This is a genomic window from Sulfitobacter sp. IGS-18 (assembly GCF_059628195.1).
Genome location: NZ_JCAQIH010000002.1, coordinates 96,453 through 115,511, shown reverse-complemented (window position 1 = coordinate 115,511; position 19,059 = coordinate 96,453). Strand labels below are relative to the sequence as shown.

18 protein-coding genes are annotated in these 19,059 nt (G+C 61.7%); 5 read left to right on the top strand and 13 right to left on the bottom strand.

The window, feature by feature from the left end; genetic code table 11:
- Nucleotides 1-3: 3 nt before the first annotated feature.
- The 5 genes from ACWNZ3_RS18710 to ACWNZ3_RS18690 all read right to left on the bottom strand — a co-directional run bounded on the left by ACWNZ3_RS18710 (nt 4) and on the right by ACWNZ3_RS18690 (nt 5,524).
- On the bottom strand, nt 4-1,008 hold the full coding sequence (locus ACWNZ3_RS18710; RefSeq protein ID WP_496902206.1) for a Gfo/Idh/MocA family protein: 1,005 nt from the start codon (nt 1,006-1,008) through the stop codon (nt 4-6).
- Nucleotides 1,005-1,292 carry a YciI family protein gene (locus ACWNZ3_RS18705; RefSeq protein ID WP_274575836.1) on the bottom strand — a complete coding sequence of 96 codons (288 nt, stop codon included), beginning with the start codon at nt 1,290-1,292 and terminating at the stop codon, nt 1,005-1,007. The genes ACWNZ3_RS18710 and ACWNZ3_RS18705 overlap by 4 nt, the downstream gene beginning before the upstream one ends.
- A gap of 13 nt (nt 1,293-1,305) precedes the next feature.
- Entirely contained in the window at nt 1,306-2,301 is a 996-nt protein-coding gene (locus ACWNZ3_RS18700) for a CobW family GTP-binding protein (RefSeq protein ID WP_496902205.1), read from the bottom strand.
- A gap of 3 nt (nt 2,302-2,304) precedes the next feature.
- Nucleotides 2,305-3,693: an amidohydrolase family protein gene (locus ACWNZ3_RS18695; RefSeq protein WP_496902204.1), complete on the bottom strand. Its 1,389-nt coding sequence runs from the start codon at nt 3,691-3,693 to the stop codon at nt 2,305-2,307.
- Between the two features lie 226 nt (nt 3,694-3,919).
- Entirely contained in the window at nt 3,920-5,524 is a 1,605-nt protein-coding gene (locus tag ACWNZ3_RS18690) for a flavin-containing monooxygenase (RefSeq protein ID WP_496902203.1), read from the bottom strand.
- 408 nt (nt 5,525-5,932) lie between these two features.
- Between ACWNZ3_RS18690 and ACWNZ3_RS18685 the strand changes: the two genes are divergently transcribed.
- Together ACWNZ3_RS18685 and ACWNZ3_RS18680 are read left to right on the top strand one after the other, a co-directional pair.
- On the top strand, nt 5,933-7,417 hold the full coding sequence (locus tag ACWNZ3_RS18685; protein ID WP_496902202.1) for an NAD-dependent succinate-semialdehyde dehydrogenase: 1,485 nt from the start codon (nt 5,933-5,935) through the stop codon (nt 7,415-7,417).
- On the top strand, nt 7,417-8,661 hold the full coding sequence (locus ACWNZ3_RS18680) for an iron-containing alcohol dehydrogenase (protein WP_496902201.1): 1,245 nt from the start codon (nt 7,417-7,419) through the stop codon (nt 8,659-8,661). Before ACWNZ3_RS18685 ends, ACWNZ3_RS18680 begins: the two co-directional genes overlap by 1 nt.
- 37 nt (nt 8,662-8,698) lie before the next feature.
- Here the strand turns inward: ACWNZ3_RS18680 and ACWNZ3_RS18675 are convergent, their stop codons facing one another.
- The gene (locus tag ACWNZ3_RS18675) at nt 8,699-9,394 is read right to left on the bottom strand and encodes a GntR family transcriptional regulator (protein WP_269360833.1); all 696 of its coding nucleotides are present in this window, start codon (nt 9,392-9,394) and stop codon (nt 8,699-8,701) included.
- 413 nt (nt 9,395-9,807) lie between these two features.
- Between ACWNZ3_RS18675 and ACWNZ3_RS18670 the strand changes: the two genes are divergently transcribed.
- Nucleotides 9,808-10,734 carry an MBL fold metallo-hydrolase gene (locus ACWNZ3_RS18670; RefSeq protein WP_496902200.1) on the top strand — a complete coding sequence of 309 codons (927 nt, stop codon included), beginning with the start codon at nt 9,808-9,810 and terminating at the stop codon, nt 10,732-10,734.
- Nucleotides 10,735-10,749: 15 nt separating this feature from the next.
- Nucleotides 10,750-11,463 (top strand): SDR family NAD(P)-dependent oxidoreductase, encoded by a 714-nt coding sequence (locus tag ACWNZ3_RS18665; protein WP_496902199.1) that lies wholly within the window; start codon nt 10,750-10,752, stop codon nt 11,461-11,463.
- Nucleotides 11,464-11,527: 64 nt separating this feature from the next.
- Here ACWNZ3_RS18665 and ACWNZ3_RS18660 read toward each other — a convergent pair whose 3' ends face one another.
- Genes ACWNZ3_RS18660 through ACWNZ3_RS18630 form a run of 7 tightly spaced genes read right to left on the bottom strand, consistent with a single transcriptional unit; the run spans nt 11,528 to nt 17,964 of the window.
- Nucleotides 11,528-12,451: an NAD(P)-dependent oxidoreductase gene (locus ACWNZ3_RS18660; protein WP_274575829.1), complete on the bottom strand. Its 924-nt coding sequence runs from the start codon at nt 12,449-12,451 to the stop codon at nt 11,528-11,530.
- Nucleotides 12,448-13,140 carry a GntR family transcriptional regulator gene (locus ACWNZ3_RS18655; RefSeq protein WP_496902198.1) on the bottom strand — a complete coding sequence of 231 codons (693 nt, stop codon included), beginning with the start codon at nt 13,138-13,140 and terminating at the stop codon, nt 12,448-12,450. The genes ACWNZ3_RS18660 and ACWNZ3_RS18655 overlap by 4 nt, the downstream gene beginning before the upstream one ends.
- A 5-nt stretch (nt 13,141-13,145) precedes the next feature.
- The gene (locus tag ACWNZ3_RS18650) at nt 13,146-13,922 is read right to left on the bottom strand and encodes an ABC transporter permease (protein ID WP_269360839.1); all 777 of its coding nucleotides are present in this window, start codon (nt 13,920-13,922) and stop codon (nt 13,146-13,148) included.
- Between the two features lie 3 nt (nt 13,923-13,925).
- Nucleotides 13,926-14,765, bottom strand: coding sequence for an ABC transporter permease (locus tag ACWNZ3_RS18645; protein WP_496902197.1), 840 nt, complete (start codon nt 14,763-14,765; stop codon nt 13,926-13,928).
- Nucleotides 14,762-15,838 carry an ABC transporter ATP-binding protein gene (locus ACWNZ3_RS18640; protein ID WP_496902196.1) on the bottom strand — a complete coding sequence of 359 codons (1,077 nt, stop codon included), beginning with the start codon at nt 15,836-15,838 and terminating at the stop codon, nt 14,762-14,764. Before ACWNZ3_RS18640 ends, ACWNZ3_RS18645 begins: the two co-directional genes overlap by 4 nt.
- Before the next feature lie 58 nt (nt 15,839-15,896).
- Complete coding sequence (locus tag ACWNZ3_RS18635; protein ID WP_496902195.1) at nt 15,897-16,943, bottom strand: extracellular solute-binding protein; 1,047 nt, start codon at nt 16,941-16,943, stop codon at nt 15,897-15,899.
- Between the two features lie 46 nt (nt 16,944-16,989).
- Nucleotides 16,990-17,964 (bottom strand): isopenicillin N synthase family dioxygenase, encoded by a 975-nt coding sequence (locus ACWNZ3_RS18630; protein ID WP_496902194.1) that lies wholly within the window; start codon nt 17,962-17,964, stop codon nt 16,990-16,992.
- Between the two features lie 153 nt (nt 17,965-18,117).
- On the opposite strand from ACWNZ3_RS18630, the gene ACWNZ3_RS18625 reads away from it, so the two are divergent.
- Nucleotides 18,118-19,056 (top strand): nucleoside hydrolase, encoded by a 939-nt coding sequence (locus ACWNZ3_RS18625; protein ID WP_496902193.1) that lies wholly within the window; start codon nt 18,118-18,120, stop codon nt 19,054-19,056.
- Nucleotides 19,057-19,059 lie beyond the last annotated feature (3 nt).

Below are 19,059 nucleotides of genomic sequence, written 5' to 3'. Positions count from 1 at the left end.
TGATTAAAGAGTAACCAGCTCCCCCGACTTCGAACTGCTTACAATCGCCTCAAGCAGGGCCGCGGTCTCGATCATCTGGCCGGTGGTGATGGGATAGGCGGCCTGCCCACGGATCGCCCGCGCGAAAGCCACGACATTGTCGCGCACGGGCTCTGCCGGGCCGACCTCTTCCACCTCGATCTTTCCGCCCTTGCGCGCGCTGGTGACAACCCAGCCATCGGGGGCCTCCACATGGGCGCGGTCCCTGACGTCGATCCAGGCTTCGGATCCGAACAGCGAACAGCGCGAGACAAAGGGCATCGCGAGATTGGCGGCAATTGTCGCTGTGCCACCCCCCTTGAACATCACGAAGGCAGCGATCGTGTCACCCTGCGGCAGTTCCGATGCAAGCGTCTCGCAGGAACAGATGACGCTCTTTGCCGGACCCATCAGCCGCACCGCAAGATCCAGCAGGTGGATGCCCGTCGCCGTCATCCCGGCGGCGGGCGCATCCCCGGCACCAAGACGCCAGTTCGTTGGGTCCAGCGACAGGAATTTGTCATGGCTGAAAGTGGCGTCAAACTGCATCAGCCGGCCCATCTCGCCCCTGTCCGCCGCCGCAATCATCCGGGCGATGGGCGGCTCATAGCGGCGCTCGTGCCCGGTCGCCAGGATCAGCCCCGCCGCTTCGACGGCATCCACCGCCGCGACTGCACCGGCCCGTGTCATCGCCAGGGGCTTTTCGCAAAAGACATGTTTGCCCGCCGCCACACAGGCCGCAATTTGCGCCGCATGAAGGCTATGCGGCGTGACCAGCAGCACCGCCTCGACATCCGGGTCGACCAATGCTGCATCAAGTTCGGCGGTCACCGGAATGCCATGCGCCTTTTCAAAGGCCATCGCGACCTCGGCGTTTGGCTCGATTGCCCTGACAATTGTCACCTCGTCCGGGGCCGCCTGCAAAACGGCGGTGATCTTCTGCCCCCACCAGCCAAGGCCGGCAAGCGCCACACGTACCGGCCCGCTCATGTGCGATTGTCCACGCGCTTGCTGAACGGACGGATGGACACCTTTTCCCAGATCCCCGCCGCATAGAAGGGATCATTCCGGTGAAAGGTCATGACCTCCTCCATACTCTGCGCTTCGACCAGAAAGCACGAGCCGATCATCGTCTCCTCATCATCCGCCAGCAACGGACCCGAGATCAGTGTCCTGATCGGATTCGTCGCAAGATAGGCCTTGTGGCTGTCGTAGTGGTCCAGACGTTTCTGAACCTGCCCGACATAATCAAGGCAATGAACGATGTAGTGCATCATGTCTCTCCTGTTATGGAACTTCGATGGCGACCTCGGCCGCGCTCAGCCGCGTGGCCAGCGCCTCGACCGCCGGGGCCGCGGTGGCGCGTGCGATCACGACAATCCGGCTGCGGCCATCGCCCGCCTCACGGGTCAGCCGCACCGGCCGGTAGATCTGGTCGCGCACCATTTGCAGTGCCAGCGGGCGGGCATCATCCCTGTCCGCGACAATGCCCTTGAGCCGCAACAGGGCCGGACCGGCCGCGCGGCTCATCCGGGCGATATGTTGTGACAATTGCGTCCAGTTCTGAGGCCCGGTCTCGATCAGCCACGAACGGATGCTGTCGGCATCCTCGCCATGATGGTGGACATGAACGCTGCCCTGCGCGCGCAGCCATGCATCTGCCTGCACTTCGCCGCTGCGCCCGTCGATCAGGCCGGCATTGAACAGGACGTCCGGGTCGGGCTGCGCCTGCCCGTCAAGGATGGGCACCGTCGGGTTCATCGCGGCAATACGCCGCCGTATTGCCGCGGCAGCGATTGGCACCACCAGGTCGGTCTTCGTCACCACGATCCGGTCGGCGCAGGCGATATGCTCGGCCCGCGTCTCATCCGGGGCGGTGGCATCTACAACGGCGATGGCAGCATCCAGACGCACCATCCCGCGCAGCACGTGATCCGCGCCGATCTTGGCCAGCACCGCAGACAATTCCGCAACGCCGGAGGTTTCCACCAGGATCCGCACCAAGGGTTCGGGTGCCGCCGCGATCATCTTGCGCACGGCTTCGGACAGGTCATTGCCCGGACGGCAGCAGATGCAACCATTGCGCAGAAGCGCCAGCTGCGCATCCGGGGCGGATGACCCCAGCATCAGGTCATCGACGCCGAATTCACCGAATTCATTCACCACGACCCCGGTCCGCCCCATGCCTGGCTGCTCAAGCAACCGCGCGATCAGAGAGGTTTTTCCCGCGCCCAACCCGCCGCCCACAACGGAAAGCGCAGGCCGCTGGTGGACCCCGGTCATCGCTCAGAACTCGCTGTCGGTGGCGGCCTCGAAGGGGCGCGGCAACCATGAGCCGTCCGAGGGCACACCGGCCTTTTCAAAAAGTCCGTCCCGCGCGGCTTCGACCCTTGTCTTGAAGGAGGCATGATCGAAGTCGACCAGCTTGAAATCGCGCTTGCGTATGTTACCGGCGACAATCACCGTTTCGACATTGCCCGCATGGGCCGCCTCGACAACGATCCCATAGGCGTTGTTCATCGGCATCGTGTTCAGCGAATTGCAGTTCACCAGCACGATGTCCGCTTCCTTGCCGACGGTTAGCGATCCGGTCTTGTCACCCAACCCGCAGGCAATCGCGCCCTGCAGCGTGGCGAATTCCAGAACATCTGTTGCCATCAGCGGCAGAGGGTCGACAATCACCTTGTCGAGCAGCGCCTGATTGTTCACCACCGCCCGCGTGCCTGACAGCAGCGCACGCATGGCCGAGAACATGTCATCGGGCACCGTGGTCACCACGTCGATGGAGATCGACGGGCGCACCCCGACCTTCATCAGCGACAGCGTGGGCGGAAAACCATGCCCCATGTGCAGCTCAAGCTCCGGCGCAATAGAGGCGGTGCCGCCGGTGTCACCGATGATCTGGAAATCCTCTGACTGCAGTGAATTGCAGTGGACATAGGTCACGTCCGGCCCTGTCAGCCCTTCGGCATGCAGATCGACCACCGGCTTGTTCATGCCCCATAGCCCGTCACCCATGTGAACGCTGATCCGCAAGCCAAGGTCACGGGCCTTGACGAAGTCTTCTTTTGTGACGCGCATCGTGGCGAACTGGTTGCCGCGCGCGGCGAAACCCATCGTGACAAGCTGATCGTCGGAGGAGAAATATTCGCGCTTCACCCGCGCCACGTCCTCGAAATCGGATGGCGCGTCGCTGACCGGGACCCATTCCGCATCCGAGTTGCCATAGCCGAAGACAGCCCGCATCCCGGCGGCCATCAGCCCTTCGACCGCAGCCGAGGAATGGTCGGGCGAATTGTTGTTGTGGGACCAGTCGTACAGCGTGGTGATCCCGGCATCGAGGGCGGCAATCGCGCCCAGATGGTTGCCGATCTTCATGTCATCGGGGGTGTAGAGCGTGCCCATGACACCCCGCACGCCCGCAAAATATTGCGCCAGCGTCCAGTCGGCCCCGCTGGCGCGCAGCAGCGCCTGCCAGGTGTGGCGATGGGTGTCGATGAATCCCGGGATGGCAATGCGGCCCTCGCCGTCGATGATCTCTGCATCAGAAACGGAAAGGTCTGTGCCGATTGCCGCGATCTTGCTGCCTTCAATCAGGATGTCGCCGCGCGGGATGACCCCCACCTCGGGATCGATCGAGATGATATGCGCATTGCGAATGAGTTTGCGTGCCATTTCTGTGCTCCTCCACAGCCTGAATTCCCGGCCACGAGCGGTATCGTCCACAGACGCATTCCGGCCGCTGGCCCTCCCGCCACCATTGATGCCCTGCATACCCGGAACGGAAGGTTGGAAAAATTACCGAAATGAAAACTCTGCCCCGCAGGTCCCACAGGGCAGTGAAAATGAACGCGATGGGCCCACCCGATACGGGCAGGCCGACCGCTCGTCAAAGCGTGATTTACCGGATCTCGAAACCGCGATAATTGTCGTCGCGGATGGCGTTCATCTCTGTCACATAGTTCCCCATGCCGCCCATATACCACATCGAGGTGCGCGGCTTGCCGGGGATGTTTGCACCGTTGATCCAGCTGTCCGTCACCTCGAACAGCGTGCCTGCCATGCCTTCCTGACAGACCCTGACCCAACTGTCCTGCGCCTGCCTGGTGGTTTCGATCACGCCGCTGCCCTCTTCGGCATGTTTGATCATGTCGGTCAGGAAGTTGACCTGCCATTCATGGACAAGCGGCTGGCTGGTAAAGGGGCTGAACGGGCCAAAGACCATCAGCAGGTTGGGGAAATCGGCAATCGACATCCCGGCATAGGCATGGGGGCCATCGCTCCAGGCGTCCTGCAGCTTTGTGCCATCGCGCCCGATGGTTTCGATCTTGAGGTAATTGCCGGTCATGGCGTCGAACCCCGTCGCCATGATGACCACATCCAGCGCCAGCTCCTCGCCGTCGATGATCAACCCGTTTTCGCTGAAGCTTTCGATGGGGTGCGCCTTGACGTCGTGCAGGGTGACGTTGTCGCGGTTGTAGACCTCGTAATAGCCATCCGCTGCCAGCGGGCGCCGCGCGTAATAGTCGCTGGGCGTCAGCTTTGCGGCCACCTCCGGGTCTGTCACGATTGCGTCGATCTTGCCCTTGATGAAATCGGTCGCGGTCTTGTTGGCTGCTGCCGTCACCGGGATGTCGGAGAATGTCTCAAGCATGAAGGCAAAGCCGTTCCCTTTTTCCCAGGCGGTCTGATAAACCTTCTGGCGTTCAGCCTCGGACACCTCAAGCGCCGATGTTGTCGCCTCGTCGAAACCGAATACCGCACCAGTGCTGAGCGCCCAGTCGCGGAACCCCCGGGGATCGGCCTTGATCTTTTCGCGGGTTTCCTGCGGGAACGGGCCGACGCCCAGGGGCACCACCCATTGCGCGGTCCGTTGCAGAACATGGAGGTGGCCCACCTTGTCGGCCAGCGCCGTGACGATCTGGATGCCGGTCGACCCCGTACCCAGCACTGCGACACGTTTGTTTTTCAGGTCCGGCTCCTGCTCCGGCCAGCGCGAGGCGACCAATACGTCACCCTTGAACTTGTCCTGCCCGGGGAACTGCGGCGCATAGGAAGACGACAGCAGGCCAACCGCCTCGATGACATATTTTGCCTTGACCACATCGCCTTTGGCCGTGGTCAGGGTCCAGCGGCCCTCATCTTCGTTCCACACCATCCTGGTGATCCGGGTGTTGAAGTTGATGGACCGCTTGAGGTCATGCTTGTCAGCCACCGCATTGAGATAGCCCAGAACTTCGGGCTGTTTTGCGTAGCGTTCCGACCATTCCCAGTTCTGGAACATGTCGAGGTCGAAAGAATAGGTGTAAACGGTGGATTCCGTATCGACCCGGCAGCCCGGATAGCGGTTCCAGTACCAGGTGCCGCCAACGCCCCCGGCGTCATCGAACGCCTGAACGTTCATGCCCATTTCGTTGCGTGTCCGGTGCAGTGCGTACAGGCCGCCCACCCCCGTCCCGATGACCGCCACGTCAAGCTCAAGGCCATTCAATGTCGTCTCGTTCATGCCAGTTCTCCCTTTTTCATCTCACCTGCGGCAGTGCCGCGCTCAATCTTCTGTCAGCCAAGGGCCACGCCGTGCCGGGTGGGCGTTGCCCCCTGAGGGCTGCGCGCCCGATGGGCGCCTGAACCCCCTGCAATTGACTGAAATCCTCCCTTGATTCTCCGCCGACAGCTATCGGCGCAGAAGCCGAAACCCGCTTCTTCCAAAGCCGGAAATCAACTCTCTTGCCTCATGCTTACTGTAATACCGTAATACCGTCAACAAGCTGAATTCTGCTTTGGAAATTCTGGCCGGACAGCGCCCCGCCAGCAAAATGCGCTTGTCAGGAACATAATCCGATAATACAGTATTACGCAATATCTATTCACGCCATCAGCGCGGAACAGCCGCCAAGTCCACAAGGAAAATACCATGACAAATCACCCCAAGGACCTCGTATCAAAGCCGGAAGGCGGCCTTCTGCCCGACACGCGGCTTTACATTGACGGGGCCTGGACAGATGCCGCGACTCAGTTTGACGTGATCAATCCGGCCACCGGAAAAACCATTGCCGAAGTCTCTGACGCGGGCAGTGAAGACGCGCTGCGGGCGCTTGACAGTGCGCATGCCGCGCAGGCCGCCTGGGCGCGCGTGGCCCCGCGTGCTCGTGCCAACCTCATGCACCGTGCCCATGCCCTGATGCTGGAGCGCGAACAGGCCTTCGTACATACGATGACATTGGAAAGCGGCAAGCCGCTGACCGAATCCCGCGCCGAATTCCTTCTCTCGGCAGACTTCCTGCTGTGGTTCGCGGAACAGACCGCGCATCTGCATGGCACCTATTCCGAGAGTTCGAACGGCGGCTTCCGGGTGATGGTGACGCACCAGCCCGTCGGTCCCTGCCTGCTGATCACACCGTGGAATTTTCCGCTTCTGATGATCGTGCGCAAGGGGGGCGCAGCGCTGGCGGCCGGCTGCACGACAATCACCAAGACCGCGCAGGAAACGCCGATGACCGGCGCGCTTTTCATGCAGGTGCTGCATGACGCGGGCTTCCCGCCGGGCGTAGCGAACCTGCTGCATACAACCAATTCCTCCGGCGTGTCGAAACCGCTGATGCAGGACAAGCGCCTGCGCAAGGTGTCTTTCACAGGGTCCACCGGGGTCGGCGGCCTGCTGATGGAACAGGGTGCCCGCAACATCATGAACGCATCGATGGAGCTGGGTGGCGACGGGCCTTTCATCGTCCTTGATGACGCCGACATCGACCTTGCCGTCGATCAGGCGATCATTTGCAAGTTCCGCAACGCGGGTCAGGCCTGTGTGGCGGCAAACCGCATCATCGTGGATGCCCGCGTCGAAGCGGAATTCACCGAGAAATTCGTGGCCAAGGTCAAGGCCCTGACGGTCGGTGACGGCATGAACCCGGTCGATGTAGGGCCGATGATCTCGGCCAGGCAGCGAGACCGTCTATCCGATACCGTTGCGCAGCTCACCCAGGCGGGCGGCACGCTGCTTGCCGGCGGCAAGCCGATTGCCGGTGACGGTTTCTTTTTCGAGCCGACCGTGCTGCGCTATGTCGGGCGCAATGACGTGATGTGTTCCAACGAGCTTTTCGCGCCCATCGCCACGATCTTTTCTGTTGAGGGCCCGGAAGAAGCGCTGTCCTTTGCAAATGACAGCGACTTCGGGTTAGCCTCCTATGTGTTCACCAGGGACCTGTCCCGCGCGATCAACTTCGGTGAGCGGCTGGAATTCGGGATGGTTGGCATCAACAGAGGTATCATGGCAGATCCAAAGGCCCCCTTTGGCGGCACCAAGACATCCGGCATCGGCCGCGAGGCGGGCAACGATGGCATCTACGAATTCACGGAACAGAAATACATGGCCGTCACGGTGAATGAGGCCTTTGCCTGATGTCGATGGAAAACACGCTCGGCCTTGGTCTTGTCCGTCAACCCAAGACCGTCCTTTTCGGCCCCGGACAACGCAGGCAACTTGGCCTTTATGCGCGCGGCTTTGGCACGCGGGTCCTGATGGTGACCGACGAACGCATGGCAACCACGCCCGAATTCAAGGCGATGCATGACGATCTTTCGGTGGCGGGCATGAAGATTTCGATCTACGATCAGGCGCTGCCCGACCTGCCCCGCCAGAACGTCATCGACGCCACCGCGCCATTCGCCAGGGGCAGTATCGACGTGATTGTGGGCATCGGCGGCGGCTCCTGCATGGATCTGGCCAAGGCGGTTTCCGTGATCCTTGCCCATGGCGGCGATGTCAGGGACTATTTCGGCGAATTTGCGGTCCCCGGCCCGGGCATTCCCATCATCACGATCCCGACCACCGGCGGCACCGGTGCCGAGGTCACCAGCCTTGCCATTGTCTATGACGACGAGAACCAGATGAAGATGGCCATCGCCGACGCCCATATCGCCCCGGCCATCGCGATCATCGACCCGGAACTGACGCTGAGCTGCCCGCCGGGCCTGACGGCGGCCACGGCGGCAGACGCGCTGTCCCACCTGGTCGAAGCCTATACAGCCAGGCCCAAGAACCCGACACCGCAGCAGATCGCCACGCAGATCTACGTGGGCAAGAACCGCATCACCGACATGTTCTGCACCCAGGGCCTGACGTTGATGAACAAGTCGCTTGGCGCAGTCGTGGACGATCCTTCCGATCTCGCGGCGCGTTCTGATGTCATGTTTGCCGCCTATTGCGCGGGTATGGCGATCAACACGACCGGCACGGCGGCCGCCCATGCGATCCAAAGCCCGATGGCCGCCATCGGTCACACGCCGCATGGCTTCGGGGTGGGGGCGCTGCTGCCCTATGTCATGCGGTTCAACCTGCCCTATTGCACCTCCGAATTTGCCCAGATCGGTCAAACTCTCGGGGTGGCCCGGCCCGGCCAGTCGGAGCGCGATCAGGGCCGCGCCGCGATCACCCGGATAGAGGAACTGCTGGAAAAGACCGGCACCCCGATGGAACTGGCCTCACTCGGCGTCGAAGAGACACATTTCGACCAGATCGCCGCATCCTCGGTCAAGGCGACGCGGCTTGTTCTCAACAACCCGGCCCCGATGACGGAGCAGGCCATCAAGGCGCTTCTGGCCCGCGGTGTCGCCGGTGACCGAAGCTGGTGGGAAAAACCCTGACATTGACCTGGCGGCGTGTTGCGCGCCGCCCGCCTTCTCAGCCGTCAGGCAGGATGTCCTTGTTCCGCTTTACATATTCCTCAATCGCCAGCTCGCCCGCGAGAAGAATGTGATGTTCGCAGGCCGCCCATGCGGCCTCGCCATTCCGGGCAATTGCGGCGGCATCAATGATCGTCTCCAGCTCGGCGATGGATGGCTCGATCCGGGCCTCGTCCACAAATGCAAACCGCCTGAACATCGCGATCCGGGCATGCATGCTCCTCAGGCTTTCCGCCAGAATCTCGTTCCCGCCACCTTCGGTCAGCTGCCGATAGAAATCGGCCTTGATCAGCTCGCGGCTTTCAATGTCGCCCTTGCGGTATTCGCGATCCAGCCGGTCCCGCAGTTTCACCAGGTTTTTCGCCTGGGTGGCATCTGCATTCTCGGCAAAGAGCTTGCCGGCCAACCCCTCAAGGGCCGCCCGCACCACATAGATCGACCTGATTTCCTTTTCCGTCAGGACAGCCACAATCGGCCCGAGGTTCGGAACCACTTCGATCAGATGTTCCGATTCAAGCTGGCGCAGCGCCTCTCGGATCACGGTGCGGGACACCCCGTAAGCATCGCAAAGCGTGCTTTCGACCAGACGTTGCCCGGGAACAAGTTTACCCTCAAGGATGTCCTCTCGGACCAGTCGGACGACTTGCTGCCGAAGAGGGGCCGCAGTTCTTGCAATCACGGTCGACTTCGCCATGCATTTCTCCGTTTTACTTCACAATAGACCGGCATCCCTGCAACAGGCGGACCGGCAACAACACTCAGTCGGTAAGGGGCGAGTGCACAGCAAGACCATCCTACGATATTACAGTATTACAGTCAACGTGCTTCGCCCGCACTACTGAGGCGAGAATACACTAAAGACGCCAAAAACACTCGTAAAGTGGCCGATACGCGCAGTTGGTTGAATTTTCGCCAGTTTTCAGGCCAATTGGCCGCGTCAGACACCCCCGGTCAGATCAGTTTCGGCAGGCTTGCGCCATCTGCCCCGTTTGGATTGAAATAGCGGGTGGACGCGTTTGCGCTATTACCGTATTACGGTAGGACAGGATACGGAATCTGGCCCGCAACCGCGCCGCTCAGAGGACATTTCAAGGGGGGATTACAATCATGACAGCAAAACAGCTCAAGACGCAGAACGCCGGATGGTATCGTTTCAACGTCGGCGCCCTGGAATGCACGGCGATATGGGATGGATATATTCATCACGGGTACGAAGGCCTGTTCCCCAACGCCGATCCTGCCGAGCTTGCGCGGCTGAAAGAAGCCTACCGCCTGCCCCAGGGCGAATTCTTTCCCATGGATCTGATCCCGGTGGTCGTGAACACCGGCGAAAAGCTGATCCTGATCGACGCGGGCATGGGCCGGACCTCTCAGCTTTTCGGCGACACGATGGGCCATACCCTCGACAACATGAAGGCGAGCGGTATCAACCCCGACGATATCGACGTCATTCTGATGACCCACCTGCACCCCGATCATTCCTACGGGCTGATCCACCCGGACGGAACGCCGGTCTACAAGAATGCCGATCTCTATGTCTCCGATACCGATTGGGAGGAATGGACAGACGAGGCAAGCCTGTCCCGCACCGATTTCCGAAAACCCTGGACCGAGGGGACGCTGGCCGCTGTCGCGCCCTACCGCGAGCGGGTCAGGCTTTTCAAACTGGGCGATGATATCCTGCCCGGTATCACGACGCTCTCTGTTGCCGGGCACAGCATGGGGCAATGCGCCTTCATCTTTGAAAGCCAGGGCGAGAAGGTCGTGTTCACCGGCGACGTCGCGCATCACCACATCTTTGACCCGATCCACCCGGAATGGTTCTTTCACATGGATTACGACAGCGATCCGCAGATGGGGGCGGATGCAAAATCGGTGATATTTGCCCATGTCGTGGACAACAACATCCGCTATCACGGCTATCATTTCCCCTACCCCGGTCTCGGTGACCTGGAAAGGGCCGAGGATGGCACCTACCGCTTTCACGGCGAGGCGGTGACGCCGCGGCTCGGCTACTCCCCGGTCACCGGTTAGGCATCGGGCAAGATCATGACCCAGAAATCAGCAATCGTCACCGGCGGTGGGCGCAACATCGGCCAGGCCATTTCGCTGCGTCTGCAACAGGACGGTTACCGCGTCTTCGCGCTTGATGTCGCAAAGCCGGAGGCCGAAAGCCTGCAGGCGGATGCCGTCATGGTCGACCTGACCGATGCGGAAGCCACCCGGCAGGCGCTGCGCGGCATTCTTGCCAGCCACAAGGTCACCTGCCTGGTCAATAATGTCGGGCTGGTCGCCCCTGCCCCATTGGAGGCCGTGCAGCTTGAGGATTTTGACAGGCTCATGCATCTCAATCTGCGGACATCCATCATCTGCGCCCAGCTTGTCGTGCCGGAGATGCGCGGACACGGTGGCGGGCGGATCGTCTTCAACACCAGCCGCGTGACAAAGGGCAAACTGGACCGGACGCTATACAGCGCCACCAAGGGTGCCGCGCAATCCATGGCACGCACCTGGGCGCTTGAACTGGGCAAAGACTCCATCACCGTCAATTGCGTGGCCCCCGGCCCCATCGCAACAACCGCGTTCTGGGAAAACAACCCGCCAGACGCCCCAAAGACCAAGGCGATCGTGGATGCCGTGCCTCTGGGCCGCATGGGCACAGCCGAAGATGTCGCCAATGCCGTGAGCTTTTTCTGCGATGATCGCGCCGGTTTTGTCACCGGGCAGACGCTCTTTGTCTGTGGCGGTGTGACCGTCGGCTGACCTGCACGGCGGATGAAGCGCTGGCAGCGCTCGGGCTTTGACGGGTTTCCAGGCAGGACGACCCTCAGGCCTGTGGCAGACCGATTTCCAGATGCGCCGCCACCTGCCGTGCGATATCGGCGGCCAGTTCGGCGGCGTAATCCTCGGTGATCGCGGCGACATGGGGCGTCAGGGTGACGTTCGACAGTTTAGCGAACCGTGGGTCGGGACGCGGCTCGTTTTCGAATACGTCCAGTGCGGCACCGGCAATCGTGCCCTCCGTCAGGGCCGAAATCAGCGCCTCCTCGTCAACAACCGTCCCGCGCGAGATGTTGACGAAATAGCCACGCGGCCCCAGAGCGCGCAGAACGCCCGCATCGAACATGTTCCGCGTGGCCGCGCCACCGGGCACAGCCGCCACCAGGAAATCGGACCGCGCTGCAAGTTCTTCCAGGTCGCCCACATGGGGCCAGGGTGCATCCGGCCTGGGCGCGCGGGTGTGATAGGCAACGTCAAGGCCAAGTCCGGTCAGCCGCTCGGCGATCAGCCGCCCGATCCGGCCCAGGCCAACAATCCCCGCCGTCTTGCCCGCCACCCGGATGCGATAGCCGAAATGCCCGTCGGCCCAGCGGCCACTGCGCACATGATCATCCGCCCGGACAACATCCCGCGCCATCGCCAAAAGCAACATCACCGCCATTTCCGCGGTGTCCGAACTGACCAGATGCCCGGTATCGTTCAGCGTGATCCCCCGCGCCCGCAGGTCGTCAAAATCGAACCGGTCCAGCCCGGCACCGGCGGATACGATGTGAGAGAGGTTGGGCAACAGATCCAGCAGCTCGCCCGATGCACCGTTGACCGCCGATGTGACCGCACAGGTGATCGCGGCACGCCGTTCCGGCGACAGCGCGGCAATATCATCCGCCAGCACGGGGGTGGCGAATGCAGCGACCTGCGTGACCACGGTATCCATCTTGAACCCCAGGAAGGCGACGTCGGGTCTGTTCATGTCTTTGTACTTTCGGAAGTGCTCAGAAAAAGATCTCGGGTGGTCTGCCATGCGGAGCGGATCAGCCGGTCGGTCATCTCGGCGGCCCGCTGGCCCTGGCCATTGCGGATTTCGGCGATCAGCGCCCTGTTGCCCTCGATCATGTCATCCAGCATCCCCGCCGTGCTCAGATAGGCCCGGAACCGATAGCGCAGGGCGGATGTGTCGAGCTGATCCAGCAGACGCATCAGCACCGAATTGCCGCATTGCTTGTGCATCAGCGCTGTCAGGCGCACGTTGGCCTCGAACCCCGATCTGAAGTCGCGCTGCGCCCTGGCCTTGCGCATCTCGGCCAGGACCTGATCCAGCGCGTCGGCGATCTCGGCGTGATCCTCGCGTTCTGCCAGCAACCGGCTGCAGGTGCATTCCAGCGCCAGACGGCAGGTTGTGATCTCGTCCAGCACCTCGACGGTCATCTCGGTCACGCGCGTGCCCAGCCGCGGCCGCCGCTCTACCAGACCACGCGCTTCGAGGATCTGGAATGCCTCGCGCAGGGGCGACCGCGACACGCCGAACCGTGTGCAAATGTCCACTTCGCGCAGCTTTTCGCCCGGTGCGAACGTCTCCCGCACGATGGCGGCTTCCAGACGGTCCGCGACCTCGACCCCGATGGGCCGCAGCCCCAGTGATGTATCCACAGTGTCGTCCATTCCGGTCAATCGCGCCCGAACAACATGTTGGAGAGGGTGACAAGGACGAGGGTCAGCAGGATGGAAACAGTGGACACGGCAGCAGCCTCGGGTGTGAAATTGAAACGCAGATAGTCATAAAGCTGGATCGGCAGCGGTGCTGATCCGGTTCCCTTCAGGATGAAGGAAACTCCGAAGGTATCAAAGCTGATAATGAATGCAAACACGCCACCGGTCGCCATGCCCGGCGCGATCAGCGGCAGGGTGATGCGCCGGAACGCCGTCATCCGCGAAGCGCCAAGGGTGCGCGCAGCCAGTTCGACCGCATCGTCGCGCCCTTGCAGGGAGGTGGTCACGTTGAGAAATACAAACGGCAATGTCATCAGCACGTGGCCGGTGAACAGCGCAATCTTGTACTGCGTACCGATGCCGATCTCGTAGAAAAAGAACAGCAAGGCGATGGCGGTCAGGATCTCGGGCAGGATCAGCGGCAGCAGCACTCCGATGCGCACCACTTCGGCCTCGCGGCGGGCATGACGAACAAAGTAGAGCGCGGCCATCGTGCCCAGCACCAGCGATACCGCCGTGGCCAGCGCCGCAAGGATCAGTGAATAGACAATGGCGTCGATGAAGACATCGTTGTTAAGGAAGGTCCAGAACCAACGCAAGCTCAGGCCCTGCGGCGGAAAGGTGAGGAAATTGCCCGCGTTCAGCGAAGCCAGCACGACCACGACGATCGGGGCCAGCAGAAAGACATAGACAAGCGCGCGCAGCAGCGACAGCAGCGGTGTGACAAGACCCATGGCTCAGCTCCACCTGATGCGGGTCAGGCGGGCAAAGATCAGCACCACGACCCCCGCGCTGATGGCCAGCGTCAATGCCATTGCCGACCCGAAGGGCCACTGGAACTGGTCGATCAGCGCATCCACCACCAGCAATGTCGTGGTCTTGACCCGCATGCCGCCCACCAGTGCGGGCGTCACATAGGACGAAATCGCGAGCACGAAGACCAGGATGCAGCCTGACTGTATGCCCGGCATCGACATCGGCAGGGTCACCCGGCGAAACACCGTGAACCGCCCGGCTCCAAGCGACCGCGCCGCCTGCCGCACCGCCGGATCCGCCGTCTGCAACGACGCCAGAAGCGGCAGCACCATGAAGGGCAGAAAGACATGCGCCAGCGCCAGCACAACGCCGAATTCATTATACATCAGCGGCAGCGGCCGCTCGATCAGCCCGAGATTGCGCAGCGTCGTGTTGATCACGCCGGCATTGCCCAGCAGGATGGTCCAGCCATAGCTGCGCACCACGATCCCCACCAGCAGCGGCGACAACACGATGCCATATAGCAGCCCGCGCCAGCGTTTCGGTGCCGTGGCGATATGCAGGGCCACGGGATAGCCCAGCAGCAGGCACACCAGCGAGGTCACGATGCCCAGCCCCATCGTTTGCGGCAAGGACAGCGCGTAGTAGCTCTGGCTGAAGAACTGGCGATACCCCTCCACGCTGAACCCCGCGCCATAGGGTTGGCCGTCGGCGGGGGCGCGAAAGCTCATCAGCAGCACGGTGACATAGGGCAGCACGATGAACAGAAAGATCAGCACCGCAACCGGGGCGATCAGCATCAGGATGCGCGCGCGCTTCATGCGGCAGGCTCCGCCGCGCGGGCAGAATCGGGCAGTGGCCACAGGCGTTGGGTATCGAAAGTCAGGCCGACATTGGCCCCTTCGGCCATGTTCTGTGTCGTCGGGGACAGAACGTTCAGTGTCCCGCATTCGGTTTCCACGTGGTACTCCACATGGCCGCCGCTGAAATACCGCTTGGTGATCCGCCCGTCGAGATGCCCCTCACCGGGCCCGGTCAGCGCGATCTGTTCGGGCCGCGCCATCACCCGCAGCCGGGTCGCAGGCGTATCGCCGCCGCCAGTTACGGCCAGCCTGCCGCCGCCCGGCACGCTCAGCGAGGTGCGCCCATGCATCTGGCCCGCCACGGCGAGGTCGAGGATATTCGCATTGCCCACGAACCGTGCAACCCGTTCCGATGCAGGCCGGTCATAGACATCCTCGGGCGGTGCCGCCTGTGCGATCTTGCCGTCGAACATGACAACGACCCGGTCCGACATGGTCATCGCCTCGTTCTGGTCATGGGTGACATAGATCGTGGTGATCCCGACCCGCTTTTGCAGATCGCGGATAAACCCGCGCATCTCGTCGCGCAACTTGGCATCCAGGTTGGCCAGTGGTTCGTCCAGCAGCAGGATCGCCGGTTCGATCACCAGCGCGCGGGCCAGAGCGACACGTTGCTGCTGCCCGCCCGACAAGGCCTTGGGATAGCGGTCTGCATAGGGCGTCAGCTGTACCATATCCATCGCGCGGGCCACACGTTCGGCGATTTCAGACCGCGCCATGCGGCGCATTTCCAGCCCGAAGGCCAGGTTGCGCTCTACCGTCATATGCGGGAACAGCGCATAGGACTGGAACACCATCCCGATATCACGATCCTCGGGCAATTTGCGCGAGATGTCCTTGCTGTCGAACAGGATCTTGCCATCGGTCACATCCTCGAAACCGGCGATGCATTTCAGCGTCGTCGACTTGCCGCATCCCGACGGCCCAAGTAGCGACACAAACTCGCCATGGCCCACGTCAAGCGATATCCCCTTGAGCGCGGTCGACTTGCCATAGGATTTGACAAGCGACAGCAGCGAAACTTCGGTCATGCAGGGAGCCCTCTTTCCGGCATCGCCTGCCCCCTGTGGGGCAGGCATTTGTTGTTTTTCACGCGCCGAAAATCTCGTTCCAGCGGCGCGCGATTTCCTCGGCGTTGGCGTTCATCAGCTTCCAGTCCCAGTCGATGAACTGCGCCATCGCCTCGCCATGGACCGGCACGTCGCGCTGAAGATCTGCAGGCACCTCGACGTTACGGTTGACCGGTGACACAAAGAATTCACGCATCAATAGATCCTGCCCCACCGGGCCCAGAACAAAGTTGAGGTACTTATAGGCATCTTCGCGCGCGGCACCGTTCACGCAGATGTTGAAGGTCTGGTCCCACATCATCAACCCTTCTTCGGGAATGATGCAATCCACCGGCAGGCCCTGCGCCCGCAGGCGCGCGATCTCGCCGAAATCGAAGGGGGCAATCGCCACTTCGCCGGTGGCCAGCGCGGTGCTCATGTTGAAATCGGTCTGATACACCTGCCCCAGTTCCGCCAGCTTGGCAAAGCCTGTCTCAAGGTCATCAATCCCCGATCCATAGATCATCGAGGTCAGCATCAGGAACATTTTCCCGGCCGAGTTCTGGATATTGTAAAGCCCCAGTTGCCCGGCAACCTCCGGGTTCTCCCAAAGCTCTTTCCACGATGTCGGCGGCGTCTGGATCAGGTCGGTGCGATAGCCGATCCCGATGGGCGAGATCAGCCCGACCGCCGCATAGCCATCAGATGCCTTGGTCGCCACCGGGTAGAGATCGGCATAATTTGGCAGCATCGACAGGTCCAGCTTCTCGAAATACCCCTCGTCCCGCAGGACGGTGGAATAGATCTCGTTCGTCATCAGACAACTGTAGGGCGGGTTGTCCTTCCCGGCGGCGCGCAGGTTGGTGGTATAGACGCGCCCCAGCCCGATATCCAGCTGCGGGTCGATGCCCGTCTCCGAGGCAAAGCCGGGGATCAGCGTATCGCGCCAGAATTTCTCCCAGGACCCGCCATAGGTGGTGATCACCAGCTTCTCTGCCTGAGCGCGCACGCCCGGCACCTGCAGCACGCTTGCGCCGCCAAGCGCAAGCAATGCCGTCAACATTGTACGTCGGTTCATCTGTGTCATTTCAGTTTCCCTGTGGTTTTATGATGCATGATGCAACCCGCGCCCTTCACGAGGCTTTTTTGCGGTAGTCGTAGTTCTTGTTGAGCCGCTCAAGCAGGTAATCGCCATAAAGTACCGGCTCCATTTTCGCAGTCTCTCCCCTGTCCAGCATCTCCTCCGGGCAGGCGACCAATGCGCTCATCGACGGGTCATAGAAGAAGGGCTGCGAATACCTGTCGCGGCGGCTGAGGTTGCGCACGCGGTGCGGGGTGGAGACAAGCCGCCCGTTCGACCATTTCGCCAGAATGTCGCCGACATTCATCACGAATGTACCCTTGATCGGCGGTGCCGGGATCCATTCGTTGCGTTTGTTGCGCACTTCAAGGCCGCCGACATCATCCTGCTTGAGCAGCGTGACAAAGCCGTAATCGGTATGCGGCGCCGATCCGAACAATTCCTCCTCGTCGGGCTGTTCAGGATAATGCAGCAGGCGCAGGAACAACGTGGGATTGTCGAAATGCTCTTTGAACCAGTCGCGCGGCAGCCCCAGCGCCTCGGCAATGCCACCGGCCAGCCGTGCGCCAAGCGCGGTCATCTGGGTCATGTACTCCAGCGCGGTGCTGCGCACCTCCGGCAGGTTTTCCGGAAACTGGTTCGGCCCCTGCAAGGGTTCGCCCGCATAAGGTGCGTCTTCGGGAACCTCATGCATGAACATCAGGCTTTCAGACCGGTTCGGCTTGGTCACCTTGGCGACGGACGAGGTCACAATCGTCGAGGTGGACATGGGCATGTACCCACGGTGAAACGCATTGATCTTCAGCTTGAGCTTTTCTTCCATCGGCTGATCGTGAAAGGCCACATTCTGCTGCCGCATCCGCTCCACCAGATCCTCGGACACGCCGTGATCCGACAGATAGGCAAAGCCGGAAACCTCAAGCGCCTCTTTCAGGGCCGCAACGGTTTTGGACCTGTCGCCTGAATTTGCATCATCAGCCAGACCGGCAAGGCTGACGATCGGGATATTGTCGAAATCGCCTTTCATGGACTCTCTCCTTATGCCAATTCTGTATACAATGTACATAAATGAGGACAGGGCAACCCTTTCCATTCCCAAATCCGGCCCTTCAAGGGCAAAAACCCCGCAACGCCTAAAATTCGATCTTCTCCTCCGCTCTCAATCAAAAGGACTTCCGCCATGACGCCCAAACCCGTCATCATCGACACCGACCCCGGACAGGATGACGCCTTTGCGATTCTGCTGGCACTTGCCGCCCCTGAACTTGACGTGCTCGGCTTGACCACGGTCGCCGGGAACATGGGGCTGGCGCAGACAACCGATAATGCCCGTCGCATCGTCGAACTGGCCGGGCGGGGCGACACACCGGTTCACGCGGGCGCGCCGCGTCCGCTGTTGCGCGCGCCCCGCCCGGTGCCGGAGATCCACGGCGACACCGGGATCGACGGCTGGGACTGGGCCCCGGCCGCGCATCCCCCTGCACCGGGTCATGCGGTGGATTTCATCATCAACACCATCAGCAACCATCCGGACCCCGTGACGCTGATCGCGCTTGGCCCGCAGACCAACATCGCGCTGGCACTGCGCCGCGCGCCCGAGATTGCCACGCAAATCGACCGGATCGTATTCATGGGGGGTGGGTTTTTCGAAGGCGGCAACATGACGCCCGCGGCAGAGTACAATATCCTCGTCGACCCCGAAGCCGCGCGCATCGTGCTGGGGTCCGGGGTTCCGATCACTGCCGTACCGCTGGATTGCACCCACAAGGCACCTGCCCCGCTTGGCTGGTCACAGACCCTGGCCGATCACGGCACCCCTGTCATGCGCGCCTGCGCCGGCATGATGGAATTCTTCGAACGCTACGGCAACGCCAAATACGGCACTGCAACCCGCCCGTTGCATGACGCAATCGCCGTATCCGCGCTCCTTTGGCCCGAGCTCTTTGACGGCAGGTTATGCCCTGTCGATATCGAATGCGCCGGAGAGCTGACAACAGGCATGACCGTCGTGGACTGGTTGCGCCAGACCGGCAAGACCGACAATTGCCTCTGGCTCAATGCCTGCCACGATCCGGCAGAAGTATACGCAAGGATGGAAAAAGCGCTCGCAAAGCTCTGAACC

Coding starts and splice junctions, on each gene's coding strand:
- ACWNZ3_RS18695 (WP_496902204.1), bottom strand. CDS start 3,693: ATGGCACGCAAACTCATTCGCAATGCGCATATCATCTCGATCGATCCC.
- ACWNZ3_RS18625 (WP_496902193.1), top strand. CDS start 18,118: ATGACGCCCAAACCCGTCATCATCGACACCGACCCCGGACAGGATGAC.
- ACWNZ3_RS18630 (WP_496902194.1), bottom strand. CDS start 17,964: ATGAAAGGCGATTTCGACAATATCCCGATCGTCAGCCTTGCCGGTCTG.
- ACWNZ3_RS18675 (WP_269360833.1), bottom strand. CDS start 9,394: ATGGCGAAGTCGACCGTGATTGCAAGAACTGCGGCCCCTCTTCGGCAG.
- ACWNZ3_RS18640 (WP_496902196.1), bottom strand. CDS start 15,838: ATGACCGAAGTTTCGCTGCTGTCGCTTGTCAAATCCTATGGCAAGTCG.
- ACWNZ3_RS18705 (WP_274575836.1), bottom strand. CDS start 1,292: ATGCACTACATCGTTCATTGCCTTGATTATGTCGGGCAGGTTCAGAAA.
- ACWNZ3_RS18690 (WP_496902203.1), bottom strand. CDS start 5,524: ATGAACGAGACGACATTGAATGGCCTTGAGCTTGACGTGGCGGTCATC.
- ACWNZ3_RS18710 (WP_496902206.1), bottom strand. CDS start 1,008: ATGAGCGGGCCGGTACGTGTGGCGCTTGCCGGCCTTGGCTGGTGGGGG.
- ACWNZ3_RS18670 (WP_496902200.1), top strand. CDS start 9,808: ATGACAGCAAAACAGCTCAAGACGCAGAACGCCGGATGGTATCGTTTC.
- ACWNZ3_RS18665 (WP_496902199.1), top strand. CDS start 10,750: ATGACCCAGAAATCAGCAATCGTCACCGGCGGTGGGCGCAACATCGGC.
- ACWNZ3_RS18680 (WP_496902201.1), top strand. CDS start 7,417: ATGTCGATGGAAAACACGCTCGGCCTTGGTCTTGTCCGTCAACCCAAG.
- ACWNZ3_RS18685 (WP_496902202.1), top strand. CDS start 5,933: ATGACAAATCACCCCAAGGACCTCGTATCAAAGCCGGAAGGCGGCCTT.
- ACWNZ3_RS18655 (WP_496902198.1), bottom strand. CDS start 13,140: ATGGACGACACTGTGGATACATCACTGGGGCTGCGGCCCATCGGGGTC.
- ACWNZ3_RS18645 (WP_496902197.1), bottom strand. CDS start 14,765: ATGAAGCGCGCGCGCATCCTGATGCTGATCGCCCCGGTTGCGGTGCTG.
- ACWNZ3_RS18660 (WP_274575829.1), bottom strand. CDS start 12,451: ATGAACAGACCCGACGTCGCCTTCCTGGGGTTCAAGATGGATACCGTG.
- ACWNZ3_RS18700 (WP_496902205.1), bottom strand. CDS start 2,301: ATGACCGGGGTCCACCAGCGGCCTGCGCTTTCCGTTGTGGGCGGCGGG.
- ACWNZ3_RS18635 (WP_496902195.1), bottom strand. CDS start 16,943: ATGACACAGATGAACCGACGTACAATGTTGACGGCATTGCTTGCGCTT.
- ACWNZ3_RS18650 (WP_269360839.1), bottom strand. CDS start 13,922: ATGGGTCTTGTCACACCGCTGCTGTCGCTGCTGCGCGCGCTTGTCTAT.